Genomic DNA, 18,719 nt, shown 5'->3' with positions numbered 1-18,719 from the left:
GCTATGAAAATAATAAAAGGCAAAAAATGTAAAAAAGAAGATTTTAAAAAAATAATGTTACCATTTGAAAGGAAATATGCATGAAAGAAAACACAGAACATTGTGCCTCCTCTACACCGGAAGAATTGCAAGAACAACACTCTGCAATTAATGCAGCCATTTCAAAGCAAATCAATGAAGAAGCGCAAAAATTTTTCTACCCCAATAGCAAAGTGCTTAAAAATAAATACCGCATCAAAGATAACGAAATATTAAAAGAACGCTGTTCTAATGATGTAAAAGAAGAAATGATAAAACTGCACCAAGAACCTCTACCAGAGCAGTTTAATGCCTCTTATCTAAAATACCTTCATCAACGCCTCTTTTCCCGCACATTTGAATGGGCCGGACAAACGCGCGAAGAGCCTTTTACATTTGAAGATGGCACTGTTGCTTCTATGCCCATTTTGAAAAGAAAAGAATTTACAAAACCTTTTGCGATTGGCAGAAAAATACAGGAGGGACTAGAAAAGTTAGATAAAACGCTTGCTGAAAAGAATAATTTACAAGACTTAACTCGCGAAGAATTCGTTGAACAAGCAGCTAGTATAATGATAGATTTGCACCACTTGCATCCTTTCAGAGAGGGCAATAGGCGCACAAAGAGACTGTTTGTTGAAAAACTCTCTCAAGCAGCAGGACATGAGCTAGACTTTTCTCTTGTGAGCAAAAAACGTAAAAACTTTGTCCGCGTCGCTGCCATGGAACATGGCGACCCAGAGCCTATGAAGCATCTTCTTGAGGATATCTCAAATCCAGAAAAATTGCTCCTCTTACGAGAATTCACCAACTCTATGAGAGAGCTTGGATTGGATGAAAAAAATTATCATCTCGCTGTCGTTGCAAAAGAAGGAGAAACCTATCATGGTACCTATAGAGGCAGTGGACCCAATGGCTTCATGCTTGATGCCAACGGCATTTTCATCTTGGGAAATAAAAAAGATCTCACCCCAGAGCAAATACAGACATTAAAAATCGGTGACGCCCTCTCCTTTACAGCACCAAAAGTTCAAAAACCAGAAAAAACCCAGAAAAAAACATTGCTTCCAGAAGAAAAAGAAGAAAAAAGAGCCACTCTTAAAAACGATGAAATAACTGAAAAGAGCAAAGACAAAACATCCATTCAAACAAAGAAAAAGGGAAAATCCTATTTTTCACCATGGATTGCCTCTCATGTTTTACATGACAGCGTTGAAGTTATGCCCAAAAGTTTGCAAGCACAAGAAAAAGAACAAATGACACAACCAATTGTTCAATCGGCTTCCGCTATGAGGAAAATGCAAAAAGATTTTCAAAAAAATATTTTACAAAGCAATAATACAGCGACAAATGATCCAATATCTGTCAAAATGACAAAGGAAACACGCTCTGATCATCCAGAAATAGAAAAACAGCCTATCAAAAAAGCAATGGCATACTGGGATACTGGTACAAGAAAAACGGACACCATCCCTCTCACCTTACAGGAGAAATTATCATCACCACCTGAAACCGAAGAAAATAAGACAATACACCGTAATTTCTTTTACCCCAATAGTATCACCTTAAAGAATAAATATGGAATAAAAGACTACGGAAAATTAAAAGTGCAATGTGCCCATGATACAACAAAAGCAATCATTCATCTGCGCCAAGAAGCGCCACCACAAAAACTAACCTCCACATATCTCCAATATATTCATCACACCCTATTTAAAAATACTTTTGAATGGGCCGGACAAACACGCGAAAAACCATTTACATTTGAAGATGGTACCGTTGCTTATATGCCAATGATGAAAAAAGCTGGTATTTCTTTTGCCTCAGCAAAACAGATACAGGAGGGACTAGAAAATTTAGATAAAATACTTGCTGAAACGAATAGTTTAAAAGGCTTAACCCGCGAAACATTTGTTGAATATGTCACTGAAATGTTGATACAGCTCAACTATACCCATCCTTTCAGAGAAGGTAATGGACGCACGCAACGAATGTTTTTTGAAAAACTTGGGCAAGTTGCTGGCCACACACTCGACTTTTCTCTTGTAACAGAAAAACGTATGAATCTTGCCAGCATTGCATCGCTAAAACATAACGATAAAGAAGAAATGAAACATCTGCTTGAAGATATCTCAAATCCAGAAAAAATACTTATTTTAAAAGAATTCATGGACAGTATGAAACATATCGGGCTTGAGAGTATTCATCATCATCTTATTATAACAGCAAAAGAAGGTCATACCTATAAAGGCTTTTACAGAGGCAGTGGACCCAATGGCTTTATGCTTGATGCTAACGGAATTTTCATCTTGGGAAATAAAAAAGATCTCACCCCAGAGCAAATACAGACATTAAAAATCGGTGACGCTCTCTCCTTTACAGCACCAAAAATTCAAAACCAGCAAGAAGTGCTTATCCCCGCACAAACAATAGCCCCCCTTACCAACAATGAAATTGCCACAAGGATAAAAAACAACGTTTCCATTCAAGCAAAAAGAAAAGAAATAGAAACTTTGTGCCAAATCATTTATGGCAATCGTCATATTTTGCGGGAAAGAATTGAGATGATCCATGAAAATCATACTGAAGGAGAACAACTCTCCTATCAAATTTCCACCTCCCCCCAATCTATTTCTAAGCTTTCTGGTAGCAATGTATTTGGCATAAAAAACAACGCGCGCGCCCATGCTGAAGCAAATATTTTGCCCCTCTGTAAAGCCATTGATCGTTATATCAATATTTCTAAACAAACAGAAAGAGACATTCTCCATACCCATCATGTAAAACAAAGGCGGTGTGAACAGTCGGTAGAAATACCTAAAGCTTGGATAACAAATCTCTTTTCCGTGTCAAAAACACAACAGCAAGAAACGTTATCAAACTCTCCCGAATTAAGGGGGGAGATAAGGACTTATATCAAAAAAATCAATGAGCGCTTATCCTCAAGCGAGCATGAAGCTATAAAAGAAAATAATCCTGAAAGACTTGCGAAGAGTCTTGGCACATCAACCATCAAAGCAAAAGAGATTATGGAAATAGTCAAGCAGATAAAAGAGATAGAACAGCATATACAACCCATGTATTTTTATAATCATAAATTCGATGAGCGTTTCGCACCAAACCAGCATCAATCTATAAAGAAAAACAATGAAAAAAAATGTTCCAACACTCTTGATAAAGAGGCAATTAAAGTGCAAAAAATGACAGAAAACGTCAATCAGAATCCCAAAAGACAAGAAAATATTCAACCTCACAAAACGGCACACGCAAAAGCAATGGCAATGAATGTCTAAAAGGTTCATAAACTTTAACTTTTTCGCCCCCTCTGGTAAAAATGATAGCCTTTATCCCCCTTGCCTTCATCGGCAAATCAATCGCACCTCAAAGAGAATGGAAACCATGAGAGAGTAATTTTTATCTTATTTCCTCAGATTTTATCCTCATCAACTGTGAAAAGAAACCTGAACAGGAAAAATGCTGTTGAAAGATCATGTCTTCCTATCCTCTTGTTTATGTAATCTCTAAAATGGGAGGGCCGGCAAATTTGGGGAAAACATAAAGCCGTAAAAGTGAAAACCAATCACCAACTTTACCATTACCTTTTAGCTCAGCCTTACGACTTTTTAAAAGATCTAAAGCGCTGTTTTCTTAATAATGAATAAATAATGGAAATGGCGCATTGCTCCACGCTTTTATTTTATTGGCGTTCTTTTAATAGGGTCACACCCCTCACATAAAACAGAACGGTATTGGCTTACACTATTCACGATATCACACCATAAAGGGAAATGATCATTATATATCCCTTCAAACTGTTATGATATCACTCGCATATTTCAGTTTGAAAAAGAAATTTTAATTATTTTATGGCAACAATAAAAATTTTAATGCAACAGTAAACAAGGAGCATAAAAAAGTCTTCAAGCACCATTGTTGACAGAAAGATAAACACCGTCGTAAAACGCTTTCAAAAAGTCTCCTTGATTAGGATAGAGATCAGATTTTTACGATTTAAAACAGTTTATTTCTCCTGTCATCGCTTCTCTTTTACAACAAAGTTGATATATCTTTATGACATTGATTAAAAAAATTGCGACAGTTGCTTCCGGAACCCTCATGAGCCGTATTTTTGGCTTCGTACGCGAAATGCTTATGGCAGCAGCCCTAGGGACAGGTCCTGTTTCTGATGCCTTTAACGCTGCTTTTCGTTTTCCCAATACATTTCGTCGTTTTTTTGCTGAAGGTGCCTTTAACGCTGCTTTCATTCCTCTTTTTGCAAAAAAAATCACTGAAGAAGGCCACGAAACGGCATGCAAATTTGCAGAAGAGGTCTTTGGCGTTCTCTTTTCACTGCTCTTACTGTTAACGATTGCGATGGAACTCAGTATGCCTTTTTTGGTACGAACCATTATTGCTCCAGGTTTTACAGAAGATGTAACAAAATTTAACGCTACAATTCACTTTACTGCAATCATGTTTCCCTATTTAACCTGCATGTCGCTTGCTGCCATGATGGGGGGTATGCTTAATGCTCTACGACGCTATTTTATTGCCGCCATTGCTCCACTCTTTTTAAACATTGTTCTGATTGGTGTGCTTGCCTATGCTTGGATCTATAAACTTGACGCTTGGCATATCGGTTTAAATCTCTCTTGGGGTGTGTTGGCAGCAGGGCTTCTTCAACTCACCTTAATTGCCCTTGCTTTACGTCAAAGTGGAATGAAAATTTCCTTCCGCCAGCCCCATTTTAGTCCTAATGTTCGCAAGCTGTTAACTTTAGCATTTCCAGCAGCCATCACGGGTGGCATCACGCAAATTAATTTGCTCATTAATACCAACATTGCTTCTAGTCAATCAGGTGCTGTTTCTTCTTTAATGTATGCGGATCGTCTTTATCAATTGCCTTTAGGCGTAATCGCCATTGCCGTTGCAACGGTTCTTTTACCAGAGTTAACACGCGCTTTGCGGAGCAAAAAGCATAAAGAAACCCACCATTTACAAAACCGCTCTATTGAATTAACATTGTTGTTAACACTTCCAGCATCCATCGCTTTTTTGCTGCTCTCCACTCCCATTGTCAGTTTGCTCTTTGAACGAGGACAATTTACCAGTCAATCAACACACCATGTTGCACAATTACTGGAGCTTTATGGACTAGGACTTCCAGCTTTTGTTCTTATTAAGGTCTTTATTCCTAATTTTTTTGCCCATGAAGATACCAAAACACCGATGATTTTTACAGGTATTTGCGTTTTTATCAATATCGGTCTCGCCTTAACATTATTTCCTATTCTATCTGCACGAGGCATTGTTATTGCTGAAATTACCTCTGGATGGGCCAACACCCTGTTGCTGTGGAGTGTCCTTATCAAACGCGGTTATTGGAAATACGACTTCCAACTAATAAAGCGAATATTATGTCTCATGATGGCAACTCTTTTGAGTGCACTAGCCGTCTATTACGGATTGAATGTATTTAGTTTTTTGTCTTTTCCTTTATCCTCACAAGCATCCTTTTTCTTGCGCGCGATCACCTTAGCTGGGATCATGATTGGCATATTTTTGATCTATTTTAGTACCTATTTTTTATTCAACACCCGTTCCTTTTTTCACACGCTTAAAAATTTGAAAAAACGCTCATAATATCTATACTTTGTCAAAAACAATAAAATGAATAACCTTAATTGAAGAAAGAGCACTCCTATGGATACCTTCACACCACTTGTCTTTTCCGGCGTACAACCGAGTGGTCATTTACATCTTGGCAATTATCTTGGAGCCATTCAGCGTTGGGTTGAACTGCAAAACTCTCATCACTGTCTCTATTGTGTTGTGGATATGCATGCGCTCACAGTCAACCCAGATCCCCTTACTTTACGCGAATCCACCAGAACAGTGACAGCAGCTTTTTTAGCCGCCGGTATTGATCCTCAAAAACACATTATTTTTAACCAATCACGTGTTTTTCAACATGCTGAACTCGCCTGGATTTTTAATTGTGTTGCCCGTATCGGCTGGCTTCAACGCATGACACAATTTAAAGATAAAGCGGGAAAAGATCGCGAAAAAGCATCCATCGGGCTTTTTGCTTATCCCACTTTGATGGCTGCTGATATTTTAGTCTATCGTGCAACGCATGTTCCAGTAGGCGAAGATCAAAAACAGCATGTTGAACTCACACGCGATATTGCACAAAAGTTTAACAACGACTATGCACAGCGTATTGCCGAATTAAATTTTGGCGTCTCTATGCAAACGGATGAAGAAAAAAGACAAGGCTTTTTTCCTCTTCCAGAAGCACTGATTGGAACAACAGCCACACGCGTTATGTCTTTGCGCGATGGGACGAAAAAAATGTCAAAATCAGATCCTTCAGATTTTTCACGCATTAATTTGACCGATGATGCTGATCTTATCGCAAAAAAAATACGTAAAGCCAAAACGGATTCGGCCCCTCTTCCCGATACCCTTGCCGCTTTAAAAGAACGACCAGAAGTAGATAACCTGCTTGGTATTTATGCCGCCTTTGCCAAAGTTAGCAAAGAAAAGATTCTTTTAGAATTTTCTGGTCAACAGTTTTCGCATTTTAAAACAGCTCTAGCCGACCTTGTTGTCCATAAGCTTGCCCCTATAACAGAAGAATTACGTCGCCTTCATAAAGAAAGCGGTTATATCGACTCTGTTTTGCATGATGGCGCTAAACGTGCTAGTATGCTTGCAGAAGAGAATATGAAAAAAATTCGTGAAATTGTTGGATTTTTGCACGATACATAAAAATAATAAAACTAAAAACTGTAGAGAGCAAAAAAATCGTTTGTACAAAATAGAGAAAGTGCATGATTTCCAAACCCCAAAATCCGAAAAAAGAACCAAAGAAAAAAAACTTAGTTATTATCGATGAAACACCAGAGTGTCGGCGTGCCGTTGCGTTTGCCGCACAGCATGCCCAAAATACCAGTAGAACATTGGTATTACTTTGTGTCGTTGATAGTGTAGAATTTCAACATTTTCTGGGTGTAAACAACCTTATGCGTACAGAATCAAAGCAAAGTGCTCATAAAATATTAGGAGACATTGCCAGTGAAGTCCGCACCACCCATGCGCTTGAAACAGAAATAGTAGTGCGTGAAGGAAAAAAAATTGATGAGATTTCTAAACTGATCGACGAAGATAAAAGGATTGCACTGATTGTTTTAGCAGCCAGTGGACATACAGAAGGACCAGGACCCCTTGTTCAATTAATCGGGAATAAAGGGACAGCTTTTTCAATCCCTGTCATTGTTATTCCTAGCAATCTTGCCGATGAAGATATTAGATCTATTGCCTAAAAAATATAATTTTCTACAATGTAAGATCTTCCCAAGCCTTCATTATAAAAGGAGAATCTATGTTTATTCAAACTGAAACCACCCCAAACCCTGCAACACTTAAATTCCTGCCAGGACGCGTGGTTCTTTCTGAGGGCGTATTAGAATTTCGTGACCGTGAAGAAGCAGCTAAAAACTCACCTTTAGCGGCTAAACTGTTTAATATTCCCAATATCAATGGTGTCTTTTTAGGCTATGATTTTATCACCGTGAGCAAAAAAGAAGGAGAATGGCAACATCTTAAACCCGTCATTTTAGGCACAATTATGGAACATTTTCTATCCAATGAGCCAGTGATCACCACCAACGCCACAACACAAGCACAAACCCATGCCCTTAACGAAGAATTTTATGACGAAAAAGATGCTGATATTGTCTTAACCATTAAAGAGCTCCTTGAAACGCGTATCCGCCCCGCAGTTGCCAATGATGGTGGAGACATTACTTTTCGTGGATTTGAAAATGGTATTGTTTATCTCAATATGCGCGGCGCCTGTGCTGGATGTCCCTCTTCAACGGCAACCCTCAAACATGGTATTGAAAATCTTTTACGTCATTTTATCCCTGAAGTTTTAGGCGTTGAAGCCATGCCACAATAAATATTGACCTCAATAGGTAAAACAACCACATTGATTGCCCTTCTTCAACAGCGCTCAAACATGGAGTGCAAAAATCTTACATCATTTTATTCCTGAAATTTTAGAAGTGAGCTATGCAGCCATAAAAATACAGTACTGTAAAAAAATCTAAATAAAATGATCCCTTCGCTCACCTTTCACCTCCACATATGCCTTAAAAAGCTTTCTGCCCCTTAAGAGCATAAGTTGTTTCAATAAACCAATCGCATAGACAGAAATAGAACGCATAGGGATGTGCATTTTAAATTTATTTTGTTTCATAATCTTGTCATGCAATTTTAACTAGGAAAACAGGACCTCGTTACAAAAAAAGAAAACCCCAAAAAAAACATTGCAAGATAGAGTGCCCATTTGCTTCATCTTTCTCAGCTCTCCCAACGACAAAATCATGCAAAATACTTCTTGTAGCAAACCGGCACCATCATTATATCTGCCAGCCCCCAATGTTGCGACAGCCCTTGGCACTTAAGACGATTCATAAGAGCCATTTTTAATCCTTTCTTGTACAGTTTTTACCCACACGCCAGCCCCACTTGTGGTGTGCAAATAAGTGATTTTAATTGATTCAACATGGAACAGATTTGAAATGAGAGAATCCACGTTATTCGGGATTCTAATTCAATATGAATAACGCTAATTTATTATTATAAATCAATATGTTGTAGCATAAAATTGACAAAGATCATATTTTGCAACTTGAATGAAAATTCTGACATTCTTCTTATTTCAATTCTGTTTTTATTGCATCAATGAAAATCGTCCGCTTACACAGCACAAACTGGATAATAACAAAAACTATTTTTAATAGCGCTTATAAACACTTTTAAATATAAGAACTGTTGCAACATTGAGAGCTGGAAAAAAATGCATGATGATGCTACCTTATCAGTATCTCGTACCGATCTTTTCCTATTTTTGAGTCAAAAATTCCCCTCTAGCACCTTGAATCTGATCTCCATAAATATAGCGAGGAAGGTGTGTACAAATACTTGTAAAAATAAATAAATGTAAAATCAGATCTATTATGGTTGTTTTGGAAGTCATTTGAGAAAAAGTGGGAATATTTTTTCAATTCAGCAGAAATAAGTTTGTTACTTTACGGCATCGTTCTCTTCATAAAGCGCATACCTTTATTGTTGCTTGTAAATCAACATCTACCCCTTCTCATCACAATATGTTTAAAAGAAAAGACAGTGTCAGTATTTCTCTACTATATATATTTTTCCAACCCTCAAGGTTGCAATAGCCCTTGGCACTTGAGATGGTTCATAAGAGGCCTTTTTACTACTTTCTTGTACCATGTCACTCCACACGGATCTCCCCGCCTGTAACATGCAAGAGACATGATTTTGATTGATTCAACACGGAACAGATCTGGAGCTCTCATTCAACATGCAAAATAGTGAATTATCTTTATAAATCAAATTATTGCTGTACGTATTTTTATATCCCAATAAGGGCATATATTGCATCTATCTGATTGGCATAATCAGTGAAATAAGAAAAGAAATACAAAAACAATTGCAATAGGATAAACGTCTAAACTTTTTTCACAAACTCCGACTTTAAACTCATCTGCCCAATCCCAGGAATTTTGCAATCAATATTATGATCTCCATCTACCAAGCGAATATTCTTTACCTTCGTCCCCCCTTTTAAAACAGATGAAGCGCCTTTTACTTTCAGATCTTTTATCACCATAACAGTATCGCCATTTGTCAAAATCTGACCATTGGCATCATAAACAGTATCGGAAAGAACAGCGGCATCGTTCTTTTGTGGCCATTCATGTGCGCATTCAGGACACACAAAATTTTCACCATCTTCATAAGTATAAAGACAATCACAACGAGGACATTTGGGATATTGGGTCATAAATTCCCCTTTTTTAGAAAAATCATTCATTATGACGGTCATAAAACAAGAAATGCTTATTGTCCATTATTTTAGAAAAATACGTCCCTTTGTTTCATTCCCCATCTGCCAACTATGTTTGTCAATGCGATCACCACAGACAAGACGTTAATTTATAAGAATGATTTATCATTGTACACCTTAAATAAGCCCCTACCTATCATAAAATTTACTCCCTTCATTCTCTCTTATAAATCAATCAAAATCATTTTCTTATCCGTCACAAATGAAATTAACGAATGGATAAAAAATGAAAAAAGGAACATCTCTTAATAAATTCTCTCAAAGAGCGAAGCACGATTGAATATTGCGAGAAAAGAAAGTGATGCCTTAACTTGACCTTTTATTTTAAGTAAAAATAACGGTTATAATATTAGAGAATATGTTGATTTATAATCATCATCAATGGTTTTGTATATTGAATAGAACACCCGAATATTTTAAGATTTTCTTATTTCAAATCCTCTTCTATTGAATCAACCAAAGCCTTGCGCTTGCATGTTACAAGTGGAAAGATGCACATTGGGAACTAATCAATAAGTGTGATGGAGCTGGGCTTACTCTCTCATAAAAATGGTGGTGCTCAATGTTGTCACTGCCCTTGGCACAAAAGATGATTGATTCATAAGAGGTGTTTTTAGTTCTTTTTTGTACAGTTTTTATCCACACGGCTCTCCCCACTTGTTATGTGCAAATGAATGGTTTTAATTGATTCAACATGGAATAGATTTGAGATGAGATAATCTTACAATATTGGAGAGCTCTCATTCAAATTGAATAATACTAAATTATTATTATAAATCAATTTATTATCCAATATATATTGACCATTATATTCTTCTCGAGGATTTACCGTTATCTCCTACATGAACAGCATTCCATAAAGAAGGGCGTAAGTGTATTGAGAGAGGCTTTTAAAATAAGCATATGAAATGCGCAATAACGACAGTGTTCTGTTTTGCATGAGGAACATCATCCTATTAAACAAACACTTCTATCAAACCATCAGAAACCATTGGGCATAAATGCTCCGATTATGCTGGATTATAATTGCCTACAGCATTCGGTTTTAAGAAGCACGCAGTTTTAGGAATCGGATCGATATGTAAAGGTGAAAAAAACAAAGCGAGCTTGAAAATGGAGTTAAGCTCTTCCTTATGGCAAATAAAATCATGCCCCTAAAAACATACCCCATGTGATCAATCATCATACCTTTACAAAAAAACATTCCAATGATCTTAGGTAATAATATCAGGGTGGTCTCGTCCCAATACTTGTTGTATGTTTAGTAGTTTTAGTGCCACCTGTTGCAAAGGTTGGAGAACTTCTTGCGGATTAAAATTGTGTTTGCGTGGATCACTTTCATACTGTTCAAAATAAAGTCGTAAAGTAGCACCCAGTGTTCCTGTTCCCGACAAACGGACTACCAACCGTGCTCCATTCTTGAAAAAAATACGGATACCTTGCCGCGTGCTAACGCTCTGATCAACAGGATCATGATATGTAAAATCGTCTGCTTTTTTGACGAAAAATCCAGAAATTTCAGTTCCTGAATGTGGTAAGTGTGCACGCAAATGTTCTATAATTTCCAAAGCTTTATCGGCTTCGACTTCTTCATAATCATGCCGTAACGTGTAAAAACGCCCATAGGTGTACCAATGCTGTTGAACAATTTGTGCGACAGTTTTTTCTGTTACCGCTAAAAGATTTAACCAAAATAGGACAGCCCATAAACCATCTTTTTCACGGATATGATGAGACCCAGTTCCAAAGCTTTCTTCACCACAAAAGGTTACTTTCCCCGCATCCAAAAGCGTTCCAAAAAACTTCCATCCCGTTGGTGTTTCAAAAAATTTTAATCCTTTTTTTTCCGCGACCAGATCAGCAGCACGCCCCGTCGGCATAGAACGCGCTATCCCCACAACACCTTTTCGATATCCTTTAATGAGGTGTGCATGCTCAGCCATAATAGCCAGAGAATCTGACGGCGAAACAAATTGCCCACGACCAATAATGAGGTTACGATCTCCATCACCATCAGAGGCTGCGCCAAGATCTGGTCCTTTCTCTGACATCAATAAATCATAAAGAGCCTTAGCATAAACCAAATTGGGATCTGGATGACCACCTCCAAAATCTGGCAAAGGAATACCATTAACCACCGTCCCTTCAGAAAATCCTAAGCATTTTTCAAAAATTTCATGAGCATAAGGCCCTGTTACCGCATGCATGGCATCAAACCGTAAAGTAAGACCTCGAGCAACAGCCTTGGCAATACAGTCAAAATCAAAAAGCTCCTGCATCAAAGCAACATAATCAGCGACAGGATCAATAATATCAATCCGCATGGCTCCCATAAAGATCGTACCTTGCCTATCTAAATCAACATCTGGTGCTTCAAGAATTTTATAAAAAGAAAGACGTTGCGATGTTGCAAAAATAGCATCACATAAAGAATTAGGAGCGGGTCCCCCATTAGAAATATTATATTTAATACCACAATCTCCTTCTGGACCACCAGGATTATGGCTTGCAGAAAGAATAAGTCCACCATGGGCATGAGTTTTACGAATAAGATGCGAAACAGCAGGTGTAGAAAGAATACCGCCCCTTCCCATTTTAATAAGAGAGACACCATGCGCCGCTGCCATCTTCAACACAATCTGAAGGATAGTACGATTAAAAGTGCGCCCATCCCCCCCAAGAATTAACATTTTTCCTTCAAGAGGCCCAATGTTATTAAAAAGAGACTGTATAAAGTTTTCTACATAATGGGGTTGTTGAAAAACAGACACTTTTTTGCGCAAACCAGATGTTCCCGGTTTTTGCCCCTCAAAAGCCGTGGTCAAAACTGTCTTTATGGTCATATCCATACCTTTATATTCTTTCCTATAATTTTAAGGTGAAGAGTATCCAAAGTCGACCATTAATTCTACTTGACGGAAGTGTGAAATATTTGCACACTCGTTAGAAGTAAGAATTTTTTAAGAAGCCCTTTTATTTAAAACGATCTTTCCCATATGTTTTTAAATACGAAGGCTGTTTTAAAACAAAATTTTCGTAAAAGAATACAGGAGCATCATGATGATGAAAAAAACAGTTCCCAATGTAACATTCCACACACGCGTACGCGATGAATCAATGGCTGGAGACAATCCTTATCGGTGGCAAGAAGTTAGCAGCGATGCTTACTTTAAAGGAAAGCGTGTTATTCTTTTTTCTCTTCCTGGAGCTTTTACCCCTACTTGCTCAACCTTTCAGCTGCCTGACTTTGAAAAACTCTATGATGAATTTAAACACGCTGGTATTGATGAAATTTATTGCCTTTCCGTCAATGATGCTTTTGTCATGAATGCTTGGGGAAAAGCACAAAATATCAAAAACGTGAAATTAATTCCCGATGGCTCTGGTGAGTTCACACGCAAAATGGGTATGCTGGTTGCAAAAGACAATGTTGGTTTCGGCATGCGATCATGGCGCTATGCAGCTGTTATTAATGATGGTGTGGTTGAACAATGGTTCGAAGAAGCAGGTTTTTCAGATAATTGTGCAACAGATCCTTACGAAGTTTCTTCACCACAAAATGTTTTAAAAGCCTTGAAAAGCTAATTCCAACCCCGAATCGTCCATTTAAACAAAATTTTACGACACAAATTTCCTGAGCAGGAAAGTTTGTGTCGTTTATTTTTTGCAACATCTATTCGTGAAAGCAGACCCTATAAGTTTATTGTGTGCCTTCTGTGAGAAAAGATTAAAGCAATAATTTTTTCAATAAATATTTTATGTTCTAACGGCTTTGTAAAAGCTTGAAAAATTGCTGATGAAAAATCTGGCCCCGTTGTGGTACTAAAAAATCAAAGAGTTAAAAGCTGTTGCACGCTATCAAAAAATGCTGATGCAATTGCCAAATGCGCAAATTCATGCAAAACTCTCTCGGAAACATCAAGGATTAACATATAGATAAACTATGCAAAATCAACGCTGAGCTCCTCATGTTGAGAAAAACTTTATGTTGAAAATGGTTTGATTTATAATTTCTCATATTAAATGAGAGGAGCCGAATATCATAAGATTGTTTTATTTTATCCCTTCTTATATTGAATCCCTTAAAACTATTTTTTTGCTCATTAGCAAGTGGGATTGGCATATGAATAAACCATTAAAAAGAGTGAAAATGCTTCTCGTAAATGCTTTCAAAGGCGAAAGCTGTGAACATTAAGACTGCAAGGTACACAAAAGCATCAAGAGAGAAAATACAGATCAAACATTTGTTTGAAGAGGCGCACAGTTCAAATTGAGTTATGTCTCATAAAAAATAATCAAACACAGCATAAAAACAGCTCTGCATAAAGAACCGTTTATAAAGAAGATTCAATCAAAACAAATCCCGCAAACATTCCAATTCACATACCATAAACAAACTCATTACTGTTCTCATAGCCATTTATTCTAAGCTTTTATTTTTCTCTAAGAGAAAAACGGTTAAAGGAGTTGTTTATTCGGGTATTCTACCGTAAAACGTGCTTCTATCTCTTCCTCTTCATCGAACTCAAAATCTTCATCACATTCAGGAAGACCAAAAATATCTGGATTGATGAAATAACAATCTTTTTTTGTCCCCTTCGCTACAATTTTATTTGTTTCTAATTCTTTGATACCTTCTTTAAAACTTTCAAAATTAAGATATTCTGGTTCTTGAATTGAAAGATCGCAAGTCAAAAATTCTTCAAGAATATCACGATCCAATGTTATCTGATCAAACCATAAATCCACATTATCCCCCTCATCTAACATTTTCCCTAATTGCCACAACATCACAAAAAATGCTTTCATACCATTAAATGATAACCCAAAAATCATACGCCGACATGACGAGGCGCCTGAAAAGGTAATTTGCGGAAGATCTTCAAATCCGAAATTTGAAGGAGGAAGTTTAAATGATTTTCCAATATTCTCAGGTCTTTCAAGAATAAAGGGATTTCGTTCATAGAGCAGAGTAAAATCATATTGGACCATTTTCATTTCTCCGTTAAAGAATTGATTTTATGAAAAATGCATATTATCAGTAGGTTACCATTATAGCAGCTTACAATTCATCCAAACATGCTCCTGTAAAAAATTGTTCGATTTAAGTCATTCCATTGTTTTTTGAAGCTTAAAAAGTTTTTTAGGATAAAACGCTCTAGTTCTCCCTCCTTTTGCAATAAGGCTAGATTTTGTAATGTCCAAGAAGAGAACATCAAAGGATTTGATACTCATAGATGAGAATTCAAAGATGAAGCCAATATAAACTGTCAATATTTTATAAACTTTTTCAGAAGCATTACGTGAAACCCTTTAATTTTCTCAGAGTTTTTGTTCGTTACTATTTTTTTTGCACATTTTAATGCATTATCATCGCATCCTCAGAAGGGCACATTTTATAGCGAATAGCGCTTACTTTTATCTCTTAAAAAATCTCTCTTTTATGCCGCACGCACTTCAAAACCCCACTTTTGAACGCGTGTGCCAGCACGTATAAACGAGCAAAGCACAAATTTCAAAAATTGAATCTCAACTTTTCCGAATATTTCAGGTAATCCTTTCGATAAAGACTTTTACCATTATCACTTTTGGGTAGCTAAAATATTCTGTACCGTTTTGACCAATTGATCTTCATCAACCGTCACTTGTGCTGGTCGACTTTCACGCCATGTTTGATTATCTTTGATCTCATGAGATAACCGCGCCCCTTCAATCAAATCTTTAATCTGTATTTTTCCGCTCTCACGTTCTTGTGAGCCTTGGATAACCACACAAGGCGCTTGGCGTCGATCCGCATATTTCATCTGCGCTTTTATCCCCGATGCCCCCAAATAGAGCTCAGCACGAATTCCCGCACCACGCAACTGCATCACCATTTTTTGATAACCAGCAACCGCCTCTGGCTCTTTATCCATCATCAGCACCACAACCGGCCCTGTTGTCTCCTTCATAGGCAACTTTCCAAGATTTTGCAAAGCAGCGATCAAGCGTGAGACCCCGATTGAAAAACCTGTTGCTGGAATGTTTTCACCACGAAAGCGTGCCACCAATCCATCATAGCGCCCACCACCACCAACGGAGCCAAAAACAACTTTCTGCCCATCATCATTGAAAACATCAAACAGCAACGTAGCCTCAAAGACAGGACCTGTATAATAATCCAGTCCACGCACCACCGATGGATCAATCTTGATACGATTCTGAAAACCATTTGCGGCAAAAATTGCTTGCATTTCCTCAAGCTCACGAATTCCCTCACGCCCTTGAACATGATCACCAACCACTTCTTTAAGAGCCTCAAGCGTTTCTTCTGCTGTTTCAGCTCCAGCAGCAGTTAAGGTAAGAATACACTCAATCTCTTTATCCTTAAGCTCCGCCCCTTTTGTAAAGTCACCACTTTCATCCAAACGCCCTTTTCCCAAAAGCAAACGCACCCCTTTAGAACCAAATTTATCCAGTTTATCAATTGCTCTTAAGACAGTTAAGCGCTTTTCAGCCTGCTCATTTCCCCCCAAACCAATTTTCTCTAAAACGCAATCGAGAATTTTTCGGTTATTCAGACGAATGGCATATTCATGATGCTGAAACCCTAGTTTTTCCAAACTATCGGCTGCCATCATACAAATTTCGGCATCAGCTGCTACCGTTGGTGTTCCAACAATATCCGCATCAAACTGCATAAATTGCCGAAACCGCCCTGGACCTGGTTTTTCATTGCGAAAAACAAAGCCAAGACGATAACTGCGATAAGGTTTTGGCAAAACTTCAAAATTCTCTGCAAAATAACGAGCAAGAGGAGCAGTCAGATCATAGCGCAAAGACATCCATTGCTCATCATCATCTTGTAGCGAAAAAACGCCCGCATTTGGACGATCTGAATCCGGTAAAAACTTACCCAGCACATCTGTATATTCAAAAATTGGTGTTTCCAGTGCTTCAAAACCATAAAGTTCATAAACTTCACGAATTTGCGCAATCATTGTTTCAGTTGCATACAACTGTGCACTTGTACGATCAACAAACCCACGGGGTAAACGGGCTTTGGTTTTTTCTTGTTTTGATAACATATTTTTCTCTAACAACAATATATATTCACCGATAACGTGTGTCTATCTTATAGAAACAAACGCTGCAATACCTTTATCAACTGGAAACTGGTAACAATATGCATAAGCTTTTGCTTTTAAAAAATGCAAACCTTTACCCTTAAGGCAATCTACTGAAAATATTTGCATTTTCAATAGGAACATAGCCCCCCACTCAACATGAAATGCACGCTTAACATTCAATGAAAAGACATCTGTGCTTGTTGAAAGAAACCACAAAGCAACTGTTGATTCTGGATAAATCGGAAACATCCCCCTCAAAAGCCCTCCCTCTCAGAATTCTTCAGATTTATTACAGATGCAAAAATCCTCAAGACATCAGTGTGCTTTGCGCTTGTTCTGCAAAATGATTGATAACATTTTTTAAATCAACAATATTTCGTCCAGCATCTGTAATAGAGCGTGATACAGAGGGAATAACATTCTGCCAAAGTCTTTGTGGAAATTGATTTGCTAGTTGTGTCATTGTTCCACCTTGGGTGCCAATACCTGGAACGAGAAACAGACTACTGTTTAACTGCTCAATTGTATCTTTTGATTCAGATCCTAATGTCGCTCCTATAACCGCACCTATGGGGCCAATATTATGATGGAGAACCGAAGACTGACTATTATAATCACAAATACACTGTGCAAGATGAAGAGAGAGTGTCTGGTCACCAATAAGCGCATTTCGTATTTGTTTCCCCTCTGGATTAGAAGACTGAACCACTACAAAAACCCCTGCTCCTGTTTCTTCAGCAACCTTTATCAGAGGAATAAGAGCATCAAAACCCAAAAAAGGATTAATTGTCATGGCATCAGCTTTGAACGCACTGCTTGAACCAAGCCAAGCCTTACCATAGGCTTCAGCAGTAGAGCCAATATCCCCCCTTTTTGCATCCGCCAGAACCAATATGCCTTGTTCGTGTGCATTTTCAATCAGTTCTTTCAGAGCTTGAAGACCTTCCACACCATATAATTCAAAAAATGCGACTTGCGGCTTTATAATACCTACTTTACCCACAACTGCTGTTAAGAGAATATCACAAAAATCTTTTAGACCTTTATAATCAAAGCTTAGTTTCCACGATTGCAAAACTTTATGGCTCGGATCAAAGCCAATACAAAGAGGTCCATAGATTTCACGATTTTTAAAAAAAGTTGAACGAAACATTTTATATCCTAACAAGGTCTCTCTTTAAACTTTTTGATACAATCAAAAAGAAAAGCATTTGTCAAAAGAATACAATAGCGAAAACACAAAGAAGAGCTCTCTATACAAAGTGTGCTTTTATTCATGAAACATAAATATATTCCCATTCGTAACGCTTATCATATGTTTATCGACCAAGACGTTGTCATGAGATAAAAATTCAAATTTATGAAAGAATATAAACAAAAAAGCATCCATATTATTATGACCCCATAAAGCCCTATAAGCGTACCTTGTCGTTTTCACACCCTTTTTTATGATCAACAAAAACTCTCTATGAACGCGCTTTAAACAAAGTTTCAAAAGAAAATGCCCCACCATGATGATCTCGATCTTAACTTTAGATCTTTCCTATTCCTTTTTGGCTCATATCTATTCCCTTTTGGAACATAATTAGCAAAAAGGCATTGTATCTCCAGCATATTCAAGGAGATAAAACATGGAAACTCGCATTCCT

General features: G+C 37.6%; 12 protein-coding genes and 1 pseudogene. 6 read left to right on the top strand and 7 right to left on the bottom strand.

Going from position 1 to position 18,719, the window contains the following annotated elements; genetic code table 11:
• Nucleotides 1-80 precede the first annotated feature (80 nt).
• The 5 genes from ACFIML_RS06460 (at nucleotide 81) to ACFIML_RS06440 (ending at nucleotide 7,984) form a co-directional block, all read left to right on the top strand.
• Complete coding sequence (locus tag ACFIML_RS06460; RefSeq protein ID WP_375687682.1) at nucleotides 81-3,311, top strand: BID domain-containing T4SS effector; 3,231 nt, start codon at nucleotides 81-83, stop codon at nucleotides 3,309-3,311.
• 778 nt (nucleotides 3,312-4,089) lie between these two features.
• Nucleotides 4,090-5,661, top strand: a complete 1,572-nt coding sequence (murJ, locus tag ACFIML_RS06455; protein WP_375608076.1) for a murein biosynthesis integral membrane protein MurJ — start codon at nucleotides 4,090-4,092, stop codon at nucleotides 5,659-5,661.
• Between the two features lie 60 nt (nucleotides 5,662-5,721).
• Nucleotides 5,722-6,792 carry a tryptophan--tRNA ligase gene (gene trpS, locus ACFIML_RS06450; protein ID WP_375607239.1) on the top strand — a complete coding sequence of 357 codons (1,071 nt, stop codon included), beginning with the start codon at nucleotides 5,722-5,724 and terminating at the stop codon, nucleotides 6,790-6,792.
• Nucleotides 6,793-6,854: 62 nt separating this feature from the next.
• Nucleotides 6,855-7,346, top strand: a complete 492-nt coding sequence (locus ACFIML_RS06445; RefSeq protein WP_375607238.1) for a universal stress protein — start codon at nucleotides 6,855-6,857, stop codon at nucleotides 7,344-7,346.
• 59 nt (nucleotides 7,347-7,405) lie between these two features.
• Nucleotides 7,406-7,984: a NifU family protein gene (locus ACFIML_RS06440; protein WP_375607237.1), complete on the top strand. Its 579-nt coding sequence runs from the start codon at nucleotides 7,406-7,408 to the stop codon at nucleotides 7,982-7,984.
• A 444-nt stretch (nucleotides 7,985-8,428) separates the two neighbouring features.
• Here the strand turns inward: ACFIML_RS06440 and ACFIML_RS06435 are convergent.
• The 3 genes and pseudogenes from ACFIML_RS06435 to ACFIML_RS06425 all read right to left on the bottom strand — a co-directional run.
• Nucleotides 8,429-8,511 (bottom strand): annotated as a pseudogene (locus ACFIML_RS06435) (DUF4102 domain-containing protein); the annotation flags it as partial.
• A 1,051-nt stretch (nucleotides 8,512-9,562) separates the two neighbouring features.
• Nucleotides 9,563-9,898, bottom strand: coding sequence for a zinc ribbon domain-containing protein YjdM (locus ACFIML_RS06430; RefSeq protein WP_375607236.1), 336 nt, complete (start codon nucleotides 9,896-9,898; stop codon nucleotides 9,563-9,565).
• Nucleotides 9,899-11,175: 1,277 nt separating this feature from the next.
• Complete coding sequence (locus tag ACFIML_RS06425; RefSeq protein WP_375607235.1) at nucleotides 11,176-12,804, bottom strand: alpha-D-glucose phosphate-specific phosphoglucomutase; 1,629 nt, start codon at nucleotides 12,802-12,804, stop codon at nucleotides 11,176-11,178.
• A gap of 217 nt (nucleotides 12,805-13,021) precedes the next feature.
• Between ACFIML_RS06425 and ACFIML_RS06420 the strand changes: the two genes are divergently transcribed.
• Nucleotides 13,022-13,546, top strand: a complete 525-nt coding sequence (locus ACFIML_RS06420) for a peroxiredoxin (protein ID WP_375607278.1) — start codon at nucleotides 13,022-13,024, stop codon at nucleotides 13,544-13,546.
• An 873-nt stretch (nucleotides 13,547-14,419) separates the two neighbouring features.
• Here ACFIML_RS06420 and ACFIML_RS06415 read toward each other — a convergent pair.
• The 4 genes from ACFIML_RS06415 to pyrF all read right to left on the bottom strand — a co-directional run bounded on the left by ACFIML_RS06415 (nucleotide 14,420) and on the right by pyrF (nucleotide 18,223).
• Nucleotides 14,420-14,953 (bottom strand): replication protein, encoded by a 534-nt coding sequence (locus ACFIML_RS06415; protein ID WP_375687680.1) that lies wholly within the window; start codon nucleotides 14,951-14,953, stop codon nucleotides 14,420-14,422.
• Between the two features lie 590 nt (nucleotides 14,954-15,543).
• A complete protein-coding gene (gene hisS / locus ACFIML_RS06410; protein WP_375614708.1) occupies nucleotides 15,544-17,028 on the bottom strand; it encodes a histidine--tRNA ligase in 1,485 nt (494 codons plus the stop codon).
• A 42-nt stretch (nucleotides 17,029-17,070) separates the two neighbouring features.
• Nucleotides 17,071-17,319: a hypothetical protein gene (locus ACFIML_RS06405; RefSeq protein WP_375687678.1), complete on the bottom strand. Its 249-nt coding sequence runs from the start codon at nucleotides 17,317-17,319 to the stop codon at nucleotides 17,071-17,073.
• 58 nt (nucleotides 17,320-17,377) lie between these two features.
• Entirely contained in the window at nucleotides 17,378-18,223 is an 846-nt protein-coding gene (pyrF, locus tag ACFIML_RS06400) for an orotidine-5'-phosphate decarboxylase (protein WP_375607231.1), read from the bottom strand.
• Between the last annotated feature and the right edge of the window lie 496 nt (nucleotides 18,224-18,719).

This window comes from Bartonella sp. AC62GZZY (genome assembly GCF_042196525.1).
GTDB lineage: Bacteria > Pseudomonadota > Alphaproteobacteria > Rhizobiales > Rhizobiaceae > Bartonella.
The sequence above is the reverse complement of the archived record's forward strand: the minus strand, read 5'-3'. Positions and strand labels throughout refer to the sequence as shown.